Below are 12,736 nucleotides of genomic sequence, written 5' to 3'. Positions count from 1 at the left end.
CGCACCCACGGCGCGCCGACCAATGCTACAGAATGCCTGCTACTGCGGCACAACCGCTTTCTGAGGCTTTTATTGCAAAGTGTGTTGTTCGATGAACTCTGTCGGTACTACGCCTTCACGGCTGACCAGCCGATTGAGCTCCGAGCGCGGCAATCGAACGGCCAGCAAGCTGACACCTTCTTCGTCGTGTTCTTCTTTCTGTACCGCGCCCAGCTCGAAAAACTGTGCACGCAGTCGAGCAAAACGCTGAGGCAAGCGCAAGGTGCCGACGAACAAATCGCTGCCGAGCAATTCGGCAATGGCTTGTTCAAGCAGCTCCAAACCACTGCCATCGCGCGCCGACAGCCAGACCCGCTGGGGCTTGCCGTTCTCGTCGCGCTGGATTTGTGGCTCAACGCCTTCAAGCAAATCGAGTTTGTTATAGACCTCGAGGATCGGCAAGTCCTGGGCACCAATCTCACCCAGCACGACCATCACCTGTTCAATCTGCAACATGCGATCCGGTTCGGCCGCATCGATCACGTGCAACAACAGGTCGGAATTGCTCGACTCTTCGAGCGTAGACCGAAATGCCTCGACCAGCTTGTGGGGCAGGTGCCGAATGAAACCCACGGTGTCGGCCAGGACAATCGGCCCCAGGTCGTCAATATCCAGACGGCGCAAGGTCGGGTCGAGGGTAGCGAACAGTTGGTCAGCCGCGTACACGTCCGATTTGGTCACGTTGTTGAACAGCGTGGACTTGCCGGCGTTGGTGTAGCCCACCAGCGATACGGTAGGAATATCGGCACGTGAACGGCCACGTCGCGATTGCTCGCGCTGGCTGCGCACCTTCTCCAGTCGGCCCTTGATCTGACGCAGGCGAACCCGCAGCAGGCGTCGGTCGGTTTCCAGCTGGGTTTCACCCGGGCCCCGCATGCCGATACCGCCACCCTGACGCTCAAGGTGAGTCCAACCGCGAACCAGCCGGGTGCTCATGTGGTCAAGCTGGGCCAGTTCTACCTGGAGCTTGCCCTCATGGGTACGGGCGCGCTGGGCGAAAATATCGAGAATCAGGCCGGTGCGGTCGATCACGCGACACTCGAATACACGTTCGAGGTTACGTTCCTGACTGGGCGTGAGGGTGTGATTGAAGATCACCAGATCGGCTTCTTCGGCATGGACCAGGTCGCGCAATTCCTCGACCTTGCCGCTGCCAATCAGGAATTTGGCGGTTGGCCGATGACGCGGCACGTTAAAAAACGCAACGGTCTCGGCGCCGGCCGAATTTGCCAACTCCTGAAACTCCTGCGGATCTTCGCGCGCCTCAGGGTCCTGTCCATCCAAGTGAACGAGGATGACTCGCTCACCACCACCGTGGCGCTCAAAGAACAAAGGAGACTCCTATCAGGCGTTACCTGGCTCAGCGTCAGCTGCATCATCACCGGCGGCGCTAGGCAGACGGATTGGACGAACTGGAACCACTGTCGAGATAGCGTGCTTGTAGACCATCTGGCTGACGGTGTTTTTCAGCAGGATCACGAACTGGTCGAACGACTCGATCGTGCCTTGCAGCTTGATACCGTTGACCAGATAGATGGAAACCCCCACTTTCTCTTTACGTAAAGTATTCAAGTAAGGGTCTTGTAGCGAATGCCCTTTTGACATGTGCCGCACTCCTTTAAGGATCAATAATAAAAAATCGGAAAATAGATAGCTTATGGCCGTCACACCCCCAAGGATAGACGGCAATTGCAAGGACTCAGCTCAATATGGAGACCGTTCCCAAGTATTTCAAGGCGCGTGACAGATTGTCGCTGTCCAGGCTGTCCAACCAGTGCAAATCGCTCCAGCTGCGCAGCCAGGTGAACTGGCGCTTCGCTAATTGGCGCGTGGCAATGATGCCGCGCTCCTGCATTTCGGCTGACGTCAGCTTGCCATCCAGATGATCCCAGACTTGGCGGTAGCCTACAGCACGTATCGAAGGTAACCCTGGATGCAGGTCACCTCTTGACCGCAGTGCTACGACCTCGTCCACAAACCCCTGTTCCAACATAATTGTGAATCTTTGTGCAATTCGTTCATGCAGCACCTGGCGATTTGCCGGAGCGATGGCCAGATTCGCCACAGTATAGGGCAATTGTGACTGTCCAGATGCGCCTGCATCAGCACTTTGCGCAGTTTGTTTCAGCCGCAGTTCAGTCATGGTCTGCCCGCTGACCCGCCAGACTTCCAGAGCGCGGCTGAGGCGCTGGGGATCATTGGGGTGAATACGCGCGGCAGATACCGGATCAACCACTGCCAACTGGTCGTGCAGGGCTTGCCAGCCAAGGCGTGCAGCCTCTTCTTCGAGTTCAGCGCGCACCTGGGCATCGGCGGGCGGCATGTCGGCCAGCCCTTCCTGCAAAGCCTTGTAGTAGAGCATCGTGCCACCCACCAGCAAGGGGATGTTGCCCCGCGCGGTGATTTGCGCCATGGCGGCCAGGGCGTCAGTGCGGAAATCCGCTGCGGAATAGCTCTCGGCCGGGTCGATGATGTCGATCAACCGGTGCGGATGCTGCGCCAGCAGCGCTTTGGAAGGCTTGGCGGTGCCGATGTCCATGTCCCGGTAAACCAGGGCTGAGTCGACACTGATGAGCTCGCACGGCAGCACCTTGGTGAGCTCGATGGCCAGGTCGGTCTTGCCGGCGGCCGTGGGGCCCATCAGGAAGATTGCGGGGGGCAAGGCACTCATCAACGGCCGCGCAAGAACAGTTTGTCCAGATCGTCCAGGCCCATCTGGGTCCAGGTCGGACGGCCATGGTTACACTGGCCGCTGCGTTCGGTGTTTTCCATGTCGCGCAGCAGGCCGTTCATTTCCGGCAAGGCCAGGCGGCGATTGGCGCGGATGGCGCCGTGGCAGGCCATGGTGCCGAGCAGTTCGTTGATGTGTGCCTGGATACGGTCACTGGTGCCGTACTCCATCAGGTCAGCCAATACATCGGCCACCAGCCGGTTGGCTTCGGCCTGCTTGAGCAGCGCGGGAATCTGGCGAATCGCCAGGGTCTCAGGGCCCAGGCGCTGCAACTCGAAGCCCAGTTTCTGGAACACACCATGATGTTCTTCAGCGCAATCGGCCTCACGCTGGCTGACGGCCAGGGATTCCGGCACCAGCAACGGCTGGCCACTCAGGCCTTCGCTGGCCATGGCGATCTTCAGGCGCTCGTACATGATCCGCTCGTGAGCGGCATGCATGTCCACCAGCACCAGGCCATGGGCATTTTCCGCGAGGATGTAGATGCCCTTGAGCTGCGCCAACGCGTAGCCCAGGGGTGGGATATCACCGCCACCTTCCGGCAAGGCCACGGCGCCCGGCTCGGCACCTGGCAGCGGCGCAAAGAACTCACGATAGGCAGCCTGCGCTTCGGCGACCGGCACGGCCGATTGCGGACGCGGTGTGTATTGGTACTGATAACCCGCTCCCGAGCCAGAGCCCGGCGCCGTATAGCTCGGCTGGGGTTGCGGCGATTGCAGCAGGTTTGCCGCCAGGCTCATTTCGCCCTGAGGGCCAAACTCGCCCGCTTCGGGGCCGCTCGGCCGCACCACCGCCGTCACGATGGGCGCAGACAACTGGTCATCCGGGCGCACATCGCCCAGGGCACGGTGCAAGGTGCCATAGAGGAAGTCATGCACCATGCGCCCGTCACGGAAGCGCACTTCGTGCTTGGTCGGGTGCACATTGACGTCGACCACCGAAGGGTCGACCTCGAAAAACAGCACAAAGGTCGGATGCCGGCCGTTGAACAACACATCGCGATAAGCCTGGCGCACCGCGTGGGCCACCAGTTTGTCGCGTACCGCCCGGCCATTCACAAAGAAATACTGCAAGTCCGCCTGGCTACGGGAAAACGTCGGCAAACCGACCCAACCCCACAGCCGCAGGCCATTGCGTTCGACTTCAATCGGCAGCGCCTGCTCCAGGAACCCCGCACCGCACACTGCCGCGACACGGCGAGCACGCGCGGCGTCGTCGTTGGCTTCGTGCAGGCTGAGGATGGTCTTGCCGTTGTGGCGCAGGTGAAACGCCACATCGAAACGCGCCAGGGCCAGGCGCTTGATGACTTCTTGCAGGTGATCGAATTCGGTTTTTTCGGCCTTGAGGAATTTGCGCCGCGCCGGGGTGTTGAAGAACAAGTCGCGCACTTCCACAGAGGTGCCCACCGGGTGGGCAGCCGGCTGGACCCGAGGCGCCATGTCGCGGCCTTCGGTCTCCACCTGCCACGCTTGCTCGGCATCACGGGTGCGCGACGTCAGGGTCAGACGGGCCACGGAACTGATGGAAGCCAATGCCTCACCGCGAAAGCCCAGGCTCATCACCCGCTCCAGGTCTTCCAGGTCGCGGATCTTGCTGGTGGCGTGACGGGCCAGGGCCAGCGGCAGGTCATCGGAGGAGATCCCGCTGCCATCGTCGCGGACACGCAGCAGCTTGACGCCGCCCTGCTCCACATCGACATCGATGCGTCGGGCGCCGGAGTCGATGCTGTTCTCCAGCAATTCCTTGATCACCGATGCCGGCCGCTCAACGACCTCGCCCGCCGCAATCTGGTTGGCGAGGCGCGGGCTGAGCAATTCAATGCGCGACCCGCTGTTCAAGACTGATTCGCTCATTACTGTGCCGCCAATTCAGTGCCGGGGATGGTCAATACCTGGCCGATTTTCAACTCATCGCTCTTCAGGTTGTTGGCGCTGCGCAGGGACGCGGCCGAGACCTGGAAACGCACGGCCAGCATGGCCACGGTGTCGCCGGGCTGCACGCGATGGTCGCGCGGGCCCTGGGCGATTTTGCCGGAGTCGCGCAGCCAGGCAATGTAGGTGCCCGGCGGCGGGTTCTGCTGGAAGAACTGGCGCACGCCAGCACTGATGGAGCGCGCCAAGGCCTGCTGGTGGCTGGCACTGGCCAGCTTCGAGGCTTCGTTGGCGTTGGAGATAAACCCGGTTTCCACCAGGATCGATGGGATGTCCGGCGATTTCAACACCATGAACCCGGCCTGCTCCACGCGCTGCTTATGCAACGAGGTCACCCGGCCGATGTTGCTCAACACCTTCTGGCCGACGTTCAAGCTGGAGGTCAGCGAGGCCGTCATCGACAGGTCAAGCAGTACCCCGGCGAGCATCTTGTCCTTGTCATCGAGGGACACGTTGCCGGCCCCGCCGATCAAGTCGGAACGGTTTTCGCTGTCGGCCAGCCAGCGCGCGGTCTCGGACGTGGCGCCGCGATCCGACAGGGCAAACACCGAAGCACCGAAGGCCGCCGTCGAAGGCGCGGCGTCCGCATGGATCGAGACGAACAGGTCGGCGCCCTTCTTACGGGCGATTTCGGTACGGCCGCGCAACGGAATGAAGTAGTCGCCGGTACGGGTCAGTTCGGCGCGGTAGCCTTTCATGCCGTTGACCTGGCGCTGCAGCTCACGGGCGATGGCCAGCACCACGTCTTTCTCATGCTGGCCGCGCGAACCGGAGGCGCCCGGGTCTTCACCGCCGTGGCCGGCATCGATCACCACGATAATGTCGCGCTTGCCGGCCGGCGCTGGCGGCGGCGGTGGCAGCTTGACCTGAGGCTGGGACGGGTTGACCGGTACGGCCGGCACTGTCGCCACGGCCGGGGTTGGCGCCGGCGGCGGCGCGGCATCGGCGGCGTTGTCGAACAGATCGACCACCAGCCGGTTGCCGTATTGGGCGTTTGGCGCCAGGGAGAAGCTTTTCGGGGTCACGACCTTTTTCAGGTCGATTACCACCCGCAGGTCGGTCGGCGTGCGCTGCGCCGAGCGCATGGCGGTAATCGGCGTGTTGGCGGTGGACACGTTCAACGGCGCGGCCAGGGTCGCACCATTGATGTCGATCACCAGGCGATCGGGCGCCGTGAGGGTAAAGACACTGTGCTGGACCGGGCCAGACAGGTCGAACACCAGTCGCGTGTTATCCGGCGCTCGCCACAGGCGAACACTCTTCACCTGTGAAGCAGCCAGAGCATTGACAGTCATTGCCGCAAGCAACACCCCTACGACAGCAACCAACGCGCGAAAGCGCATACCTAACCCCACCAATTATTTGAATTCCAAAGCCAGAGCGGCGCACCACGACTCACCGCGCGCGCCCTGGGGCAACAACTTCAGCTGACGTCCGTGATCATGCGGCGTAATGGTAATGGTCAGGTCCGGCTTTGGCAAAAAGCCTGTGCCTTTATCTGGCCACTCAATCAGGCACAGCGCGGCTTCATCGAAGTAATCACGGATGCCCATGAATTCGAGTTCTTCGGGATCCACCAGGCGGTAGAGGTCGAAATGGAAAGCCCGCACTGCGCCGATCTCGTAGGGTTCAACCAGGGTGAACGTGGGACTCTTGACCGCCCCGGTGTGGCCCAGACCGCGAATGATCCCCCGGGACAGCGTGGTCTTGCCCGCCCCCAGGTCGCCTTCAAGAAAGATCAGGCCTGACCCGGCCGTGACCTGGGCAATACGCTGACCTAACGCCACCATGGCCTCTTCATCGGCCAGGAAAAGAATTACTTCAGACACGGCGACTGTTCCTCCAGCAATTGACGAATGGCGGGTATCAGGTCGCTGGCGGCCAGCCCGCGACCAAAGCTGCCCTGGCGATCCCCTGCCGTGGCGTGCAACCAGACGGCCAGGCAGCTGGCTTCATAAGCCGGCATGCCCTGGGCCAGCAGCGCACCTACCAGGCCGGCCAAAACGTCACCGAGGCCCGCCGTCGCCATCGCCGGATGGCCTTGATCACAGCGTGAAACGCGCCCGTCCGGGCTGGCAATCAAACTGCCAGCACCCTTGAGGATAGCCACTGCATTGAATTTCTGGCTCAACGCGCGCGCCACCTTAAGACGGTCGGCCTGAACCTCGGCTGTCGAAATACCCAACAAGCGCGCCGCCTCCCCAGGATGCGGAGTGATCACGCAATGGGCCGGCAGGCTCACACTGCCAGTCGCCAGTTGATTGAGCGCATCGGCATCCCAGACCTGCGGCTGCCGTGCATTGGCTGCGACAGACAACAGGCTTTTACCCCAGGCGGCTTCGCCCAGGCCGGGGCCAATGACGATTACCGAGATTTTTTCCAGCAAGCCCATCAACTGGTTGGCCGAACTCACGCCGACGCTCATGACTTCCGGCAAACGGGCCAGCGCGGCCGGCACATGCTCAAGTCGAGTGGCCAGGGACACCATGCCCGCTCCACTGCGCAGGGCACTTTCGGCACTCAACAGCGCGGCACCGCCAAAGCCCCGGTCGCCGCCAATCATCAACAGGTGGCCGAACTGGCCTTTATGGGCGTCCGGGGAACGCGCAGCCAGTTGCGGCAAATGGCCGTGCAACAAAGGCTGAACGTCGGTTATTTCGTGTTTTGTCTGCGGCATGCGTCTTCAAGCTCCGATGTCTGGCAGAATTATACGCATCTAACCTGTGGTTTCCCGTGTCTCATGCCCGCTATTACCTCCGATCTGCCCGCCCTCGCCCAATCGATCAAGGACTGGGGCCGCGAGCTGGGCTTTCAACAAGTCGGCATCAGCGGCCTGGACCTGGCCGAGCATGAACAACATCTGCAACGCTGGCTCGACGCGGGCTACCACGGCGAGATGGACTACATGGGCGCCCATGGCAGCAAACGCTCGCACCCGGACGAACTGGTGCCGGGTACCCTGCGCGTGGTGTCGCTGCGCATGGATTACCTGCCCGGCGACACGCAGATGGCGCAACTGCTGGCAAAACCGGAAAAAGCCTACATCTCCCGTTATGCCCTGGGCCGCGACTACCACAAGCTGATCCGCAAGCGCGTGCAGCAGTTGGCCGACCGCATCCAGGCGCAGATCGGCCCTTTCGGCTTTCGCGCCTTTGTCGACAGCGCGCCCGTGCTGGAAAAGGCCATTGCCGAACAAGCGGGCCTTGGCTGGATCGGTAAAAACACCCTGGTGCTCAATCGCAAGGCCGGCAGTTATTTCTTCCTCAGCGAACTGTTTGTCGATTTGCCGCTGCCCGTGGATCCACCCCACGCCACGGAGCACTGCGGCCGCTGCACCGCCTGCCTGGATATCTGCCCCACCAACGCGTTTGTCGGCCCCTATGTGCTGGACGCCCGGCGCTGCATTTCCTACCTGACCATCGAACTCAAGAGCGCCATCCCTGAAGACCTGCGCCCGCTGATCGGCAATCGGGTATTCGGCTGCGATGACTGTCAGATCGTTTGTCCGTGGAATCGTTTCGCGCGACCCACTGCCGAGAGCGATTTCACGCCACGGCACAACCTGGATAACGCAGAACTGGCGGAGCTGTTCATGTGGGATGAGGATAAATTCCTCAGCAGTACCGAAGGCTCACCGTTGCGCCGTGCCGGTTACGAGCGCTGGCTGCGCAACCTGGCGGTGGGCCTGGGCAATGCGCCGTCGAGCATTCCGGTGCTGGAAGCCTTGAAGGCACGCCGGGATTACCCGTCGGAGCTGGTGCGCGAGCATGTGGAATGGGCGCTGAACCAGCACGCATCGCGCTAGTGCACGTCGTCGTTGTAGACGAACTTGGGCATTTCCCAGTGAAACCGGATCGCCAGCAGGCGCAATAGAAAGCCGCTGAACAGGGTCAGTAGAATCGCCTGCTCGCTGGGCAGTTCCAGGTAGAGGCACAGCAGGTAAAACCAGGCGGCGAGGAATGACACGCTGGCGTACAGTTCACGGCGGAAGATCAGCGGAATGTCGTTGCAGAAGATATCCCGCAGAATGCCGCCGAAGACGCCGGTGATCACCCCGCTGACCGAGGCCACCAGCATGCCGTGGCCCATTTCCAGGGCGGTCATGCAGCCGATCAAGGTGAAAGCAACCAGGCCCACGGCATCCAGCGCGAGGAACAGCGAGCGCAGGCGACGCATCAAGGGTGCGATAAAGATCGTCACCAGCGCCGCGATGGAGGTCAGCACCAGGTATTCCGGATGCTTGACCCACGTCAGCGGGTAGTGGCCGAGCAATACATCACGTACCGAGCCGCCGCCCAACGCCGTCACGCAGGCGATCAGCACCACACCAAACCAGTCCATGCCGCGCCGGCCGGCGGACAACGCGCCGGTCATGGCTTCGGCGGTGATGGCGATGAGGTAGAGCATCAGCAGCATGATGGCGATCCTTGTAGTGAGCGGGCTTGCCCCGCGCTGGGCTGCGCAGCAGCCCCAAATACTTGGCGATGATATCTATAGGGAGAAATGCGGCAACGGCAGTGGGGCCGCTACGCAGCCCAGCGCGGGGCAAGCCCGCTCACCACAGGAAGCCCGGACACGGTAAGAAACCGTTTCAAGCCTTGATGAAATGCTTGCGGTAATGCTGCAGCTCGGCGATCGACTCGCGAATATCATCCAGCGCCAAGTGCGTGCTGCCTTTATGGAAGCTGTCCTTGACCTCCGGCGCCCAGCGCGCAGCCAGTTCCTTGAGCGTGGACACATCCAGGTTGCGGTAGTGGAAGTAGCTTTCCAGCGCTTTCATATGGGTATAAAGGAAGCGACGGTCCTGACAGATGCTGTTGCCGCAGATCGGCGACTTGCCCTTGGGCACCCACTTCTCCAGGAAGGCAATGGTTTCGGCTTCGGCTTCGGCCATGCTGATGCGGCTGTCACGCACACGCTGGGTCAGGCCGGAGTTGCCGTGGGTGCGGGTGTTCCACTCGTCCATGGTGGCAAGCACGGCGTCGCTGTGGTGGATGGCGATCACCGGACCTTCGGCCAAGGTGTTGAGGTTGCTGTCGGTGACAATGGTCGCCATCTCGATGATGACGTCGGTGTCAGGGTTCAGACCGGTCATTTCCAGATCGATCCAAATCAGGTTCTGTGGGTTTTGCATGGCTTGATTCTCTTGGCACCTTGGCGTAGCTGCGCAGTTTAGCAGGCGGGGCCGTGCTAGACTCGCGACCGTTTTACCCAACCTTTGCATTATCGACACGGAACACCAATGGCCAAACGCCAGCTCAATCGTCGCCAAAACTGGCGCATCGAAAAGATTCAAGGTGAACGCGCCGCCCGCGCCGCCAAACGTGAATCCTCCGCCGTGGAAGCGCTCGAGGGCGGCGACCTGGGCCCCGAACAGACGGGCCTGGTAATTGCGCACTTCGGTGTGCAGGTCGAAGTCGAGGCGCTGGAAGGCGAACTCGCGGGCCTGGTGTTCCGCTGCCACTTGCGCGCCAACCTGCCTGCGCTGGTCACCGGCGACAAGGTGGTCTGGCGCGCCGGCAACCAGGGCATCGGCGTGATCGTCGCCCAACTGCCGCGCAGCACCGAACTGCGCCGCCCCGACAGCCGTGGCCAGCTCAAGCCGGTAGCGGCCAACGTCGACATGATCGTGATCGTGTTTGCACCACTGCCCGAGCCCCATGCCAACCTGATCGACCGCTACCTGGTGGCAGCCGAGCATGCCGGCATTCGCCCGTTGTTGCTGCTGAACAAATTCGACCTGATCGACGAGCAGAATGCCCCCGCGCTCAACGCGCTGCTGGCGGTCTACCGCACCCTGGGCTACCCGGTGCTGGAAGTCTCGGCCCATCACGGCAATGGCATGGAACAGCTGCAACAGCAGTTGGACGGACGTATCAGCGTCTTTGTCGGCCAGTCGGGCGTGGGCAAATCCTCGCTGGTCAATAGCCTGCTGCCGGAAGTCGATACCCGCGTGGGCCCGCTGTCGGAACTGTCCGGCCAGGGCACCCACACCACTACCACGGCGCGGCTGTTCCACTTCCCGGGCGGCGGTGAGTTGATCGACTCCCCAGGCATCCGTGAATTCGGCCTCGGCCACGTCAGCCGCAGCGACGTGGAAGCTGGCTTTATCGAATTCAACGACCTGATCGGCACCTGCCGCTTCCGCGATTGCAAACACGATCGCGAGCCGGGCTGCGCCCTGCTCAAGGCCCTGGAAGACGGCCGCGTGCAGCAGCAGCGGATGAACAGCTATCGGTCGATTATTGCGAGCTTGCCGGAAAGCAGTTATTGAGCAGGCATTTCCTGATACATATAAATGGAGACGTAAAGCACCCTGCTCCATTGATTTAGCGGGAGCTGGCATCAAGAATTCGGCACAACTGGGTGGCTCACCGACGCAAGCCAGCTTGAATTCGACATTCCTGATGCCCATAATCGCTCCGTCACCAGCGCAGGCTGGCAGGAGTCTGGATCCTTTTCGGGGTTGATCCAGCGGCGCAGAAGGGGCGATGCAAGCTCCACTGCGTGTCGAATGAAGCCGCCTTCGGGCGGCTTTGCTTTTTGTGGGGAATTGACGATTGACTCTCTACTATCATCCCAAACAAGGCGATGTGCTGCTTTGTGACTTCACCCGCGGCTTTGTGGCCCCGGAGATGCTCAAGATCCGCAAGGTGGTGGTGATATCCCCTACAGCCACCCACAAGCGCAAACTCTGTACCGTTGTACCGATCTCCTCTACCGCGCCGGAGATCCAGTACGACTGGCATCACCTGCTTCGTACAAATCCACTTCAATCCGATGGCTACAAAGAGCTGTGGGTGAAGTGCGACATGATTTATACCGTCAGCTTCGAGCGCCTCGACAAGCTGCATAGAAAGACCCGATCCAAAGGACGAGAATACTTCGTGCCACGCTTGGGCACCGACGACATGCAAGGCGTGATCAGCGGGGTCAAGGCCTATCTACCACTCTGAGTAGAAATGAAAACGCCCCGATCAGTCGGGGCGTTTTCATTGGTAGACACGCTGTATATGGCTTAGGACCCCGTCGCCGGCGCCGTAGGGTCTTTCACGCCGCCATCATCAAACAGGTTCAGCTTCTGCCGCAGCTCATGGGCCGGCAATGGCTCCTGGCCGGGCGGGATGGCATGTGGGTCGGCCGGCACTTCACCCGGCGCACCTGCTCCCGGGGTCGGTTGTGGTGGCGGCTGATCGCCTTCAATCGCACGCTGGGCCTTTTTGGTCAGCACCACGATATCGATGCGGCGGTTGATCGGGTTGAACGGATCCTTCGCATCAAACAGTTGCGAGGACGCAAACCCCACCACCCGCGCCACTTGCGGGTCGGGATAGCTGCCGGCCACCAGCGCACGACGCGCGGCGTTGGCACGGTTGGCGGAAAGCTCCCAGTTGCCGAAGTCACCCTGGCCCGCGTAAGGCTTGGCATCGGTGTGGCCGCTGATGCTGATCTTGTTCGGCACCGCCTTGATAGTGTCGGCCATGGCCAGCAGGATGTCTTCAAAGTACGGTTTCAAGCGTGCGCTGCCAGAGTCGAACATCGGCCGGTTGGCGGCGTCGGTGATCTGGATACGCAAGCCATCCGGGGTGATCTCGAACGAAATCTGATCCTTGAACTTCAGCAGTTGCGGGTTTTCCTCCACCTTGTTCTGCAACTCTTGCAGTAACAGCTCAAGACGTTCCTGCTCGACCTGCTCGGCCATGGCTTCGACGGTATCGCGCTCGATCGGGATTTTTTCCTGCGGTGCTTCGGTCTTGACTTCCGGGTTGATGGTGCGCTCAGGCGCCAATTGCGGCGAACCGCCCAGGTCGATCACAAAGGGCGTGCCGCTTTCCGAGAAGCCAATCGGGTCTTTGAAGTAGCCGGCAATGGCGATCTTCTGTTCGGGCGTGGCGGTGGACATCAGCCACAGCACCAGGAAGAACGCCATCATCGCCGTGGCAAAGTCGGCGAAAGCGATTTTCCAGGCGCCGCCATGGTGCCCCGCAGCGAAGCGCTTGACGCGCTTGATGATTATCGGCTGGTTGTTTTCCAT

Annotated in this window: 13 protein-coding genes; 3 read left to right on the top strand and 10 right to left on the bottom strand. The window is 61.4% G+C overall.

The window, feature by feature from the left end; all coding sequences use genetic code 11:
* Positions 1–69: 69 nt before the first annotated feature.
* The 7 genes from hflX to F6S08_RS03330 all read right to left on the bottom strand — a co-directional run bounded on the left by hflX (position 70) and on the right by F6S08_RS03330 (position 7,378).
* Positions 70–1,371, bottom strand: coding sequence for a ribosome rescue GTPase HflX (gene hflX, locus F6S08_RS03360; protein ID WP_027604899.1), 1,302 nt, complete (start codon positions 1,369–1,371; stop codon positions 70–72).
* Between the two features lie 12 nt (positions 1,372–1,383).
* Positions 1,384–1,644, bottom strand: coding sequence for an RNA chaperone Hfq (gene hfq, locus F6S08_RS03355; protein WP_003171355.1), 261 nt, complete (start codon positions 1,642–1,644; stop codon positions 1,384–1,386).
* 94 nt (positions 1,645–1,738) lie between these two features.
* The gene (miaA, locus tag F6S08_RS03350) at positions 1,739–2,710 is read right to left on the bottom strand and encodes a tRNA (adenosine(37)-N6)-dimethylallyltransferase MiaA (protein ID WP_074848585.1); all 972 of its coding nucleotides are present in this window, start codon (positions 2,708–2,710) and stop codon (positions 1,739–1,741) included.
* The gene (gene mutL, locus F6S08_RS03345; protein WP_065925627.1) at positions 2,710–4,623 is read right to left on the bottom strand and encodes a DNA mismatch repair endonuclease MutL; all 1,914 of its coding nucleotides are present in this window, start codon (positions 4,621–4,623) and stop codon (positions 2,710–2,712) included. The genes miaA and mutL overlap by 1 nt, the downstream gene beginning before the upstream one ends.
* On the bottom strand, positions 4,623–6,044 hold the full coding sequence (locus tag F6S08_RS03340; RefSeq protein WP_027604902.1) for an N-acetylmuramoyl-L-alanine amidase: 1,422 nt from the start codon (positions 6,042–6,044) through the stop codon (positions 4,623–4,625). The genes mutL and F6S08_RS03340 overlap by 1 nt, the downstream gene beginning before the upstream one ends.
* A gap of 15 nt (positions 6,045–6,059) precedes the next feature.
* Positions 6,060–6,530: a tRNA (adenosine(37)-N6)-threonylcarbamoyltransferase complex ATPase subunit type 1 TsaE gene (tsaE, locus tag F6S08_RS03335; protein WP_065925628.1), complete on the bottom strand. Its 471-nt coding sequence runs from the start codon at positions 6,528–6,530 to the stop codon at positions 6,060–6,062.
* Positions 6,518–7,378 (bottom strand): NAD(P)H-hydrate dehydratase, encoded by an 861-nt coding sequence (locus tag F6S08_RS03330; protein WP_065925629.1) that lies wholly within the window; start codon positions 7,376–7,378, stop codon positions 6,518–6,520. The genes tsaE and F6S08_RS03330 overlap by 13 nt, the downstream gene beginning before the upstream one ends.
* Before the next feature lie 63 nt (positions 7,379–7,441).
* On the opposite strand from F6S08_RS03330, the gene queG reads away from it, so the two are divergent.
* A complete protein-coding gene (queG, locus tag F6S08_RS03325) occupies positions 7,442–8,506 on the top strand; it encodes a tRNA epoxyqueuosine(34) reductase QueG (protein WP_065946607.1) in 1,065 nt (354 codons plus the stop codon).
* On the opposite strand, the gene F6S08_RS03320 is transcribed toward queG, so the two are convergent.
* Entirely contained in the window at positions 8,503–9,120 is a 618-nt protein-coding gene (locus F6S08_RS03320) for a trimeric intracellular cation channel family protein (RefSeq protein ID WP_175403002.1), read from the bottom strand. The genes queG and F6S08_RS03320 overlap by 4 nt on opposite strands.
* A 172-nt stretch (positions 9,121–9,292) precedes the next feature.
* Positions 9,293–9,835 carry an oligoribonuclease gene (gene orn / locus F6S08_RS03315; RefSeq protein ID WP_010213620.1) on the bottom strand — a complete coding sequence of 181 codons (543 nt, stop codon included), beginning with the start codon at positions 9,833–9,835 and terminating at the stop codon, positions 9,293–9,295.
* 108 nt (positions 9,836–9,943) lie between these two features.
* On the opposite strand from orn, the gene rsgA reads away from it, so the two are divergent.
* Both rsgA and F6S08_RS03305 read left to right on the top strand, forming a co-directional pair.
* Entirely contained in the window at positions 9,944–10,975 is a 1,032-nt protein-coding gene (gene rsgA, locus F6S08_RS03310; protein WP_065925631.1) for a small ribosomal subunit biogenesis GTPase RsgA, read from the top strand.
* 286 nt (positions 10,976–11,261) lie between these two features.
* Positions 11,262–11,657 carry a type II toxin-antitoxin system PemK/MazF family toxin gene (locus F6S08_RS03305; RefSeq protein ID WP_065925632.1) on the top strand — a complete coding sequence of 132 codons (396 nt, stop codon included), beginning with the start codon at positions 11,262–11,264 and terminating at the stop codon, positions 11,655–11,657.
* Between the two features lie 62 nt (positions 11,658–11,719).
* Here F6S08_RS03305 and motB read toward each other — a convergent pair whose 3' ends face one another.
* Positions 11,720–12,736, bottom strand: coding sequence for a flagellar motor protein MotB (motB, locus tag F6S08_RS03300; RefSeq protein ID WP_065925633.1), 1,017 nt, complete (start codon positions 12,734–12,736; stop codon positions 11,720–11,722).

The sequence above is a fragment of the Pseudomonas sp. JV449 genome, assembly GCF_032424295.1.
Taxonomy (GTDB): Bacteria; Pseudomonadota; Gammaproteobacteria; order Pseudomonadales; family Pseudomonadaceae; genus Aquipseudomonas; species Aquipseudomonas marginalis.
The sequence above is the reverse complement of the archived record's forward strand: the minus strand, read 5'-3'. Positions and strand labels throughout refer to the sequence as shown.

Bases quoted from the DNA above. Each gene is read 5' to 3' on its own strand.
- hfq (WP_003171355.1), bottom strand. From the start codon at position 1,644: ATGTCAAAAGGGCATTCGCTACAAGACCCTTACTTGAATACTTTACGT.
- miaA (WP_074848585.1), bottom strand. From the start codon at position 2,710: ATGAGTGCCTTGCCCCCCGCAATCTTCCTGATGGGCCCCACGGCCGCC.
- mutL (WP_065925627.1), bottom strand. From the start codon at position 4,623: ATGAGCGAATCAGTCTTGAACAGCGGGTCGCGCATTGAATTGCTCAGC.
- F6S08_RS03340 (WP_027604902.1), bottom strand. From the start codon at position 6,044: ATGCGCTTTCGCGCGTTGGTTGCTGTCGTAGGGGTGTTGCTTGCGGCA.
- F6S08_RS03330 (WP_065925629.1), bottom strand. From the start codon at position 7,378: ATGCCGCAGACAAAACACGAAATAACCGACGTTCAGCCTTTGTTGCAC.
- queG (WP_065946607.1), top strand. From the start codon at position 7,442: ATGCCCGCTATTACCTCCGATCTGCCCGCCCTCGCCCAATCGATCAAG.
- orn (WP_010213620.1), bottom strand. From the start codon at position 9,835: ATGCAAAACCCACAGAACCTGATTTGGATCGATCTGGAAATGACCGGT.
- rsgA (WP_065925631.1), top strand. From the start codon at position 9,944: ATGGCCAAACGCCAGCTCAATCGTCGCCAAAACTGGCGCATCGAAAAG.
- motB (WP_065925633.1), bottom strand. From the start codon at position 12,736: ATGGAAAACAACCAGCCGATAATCATCAAGCGCGTCAAGCGCTTCGCT.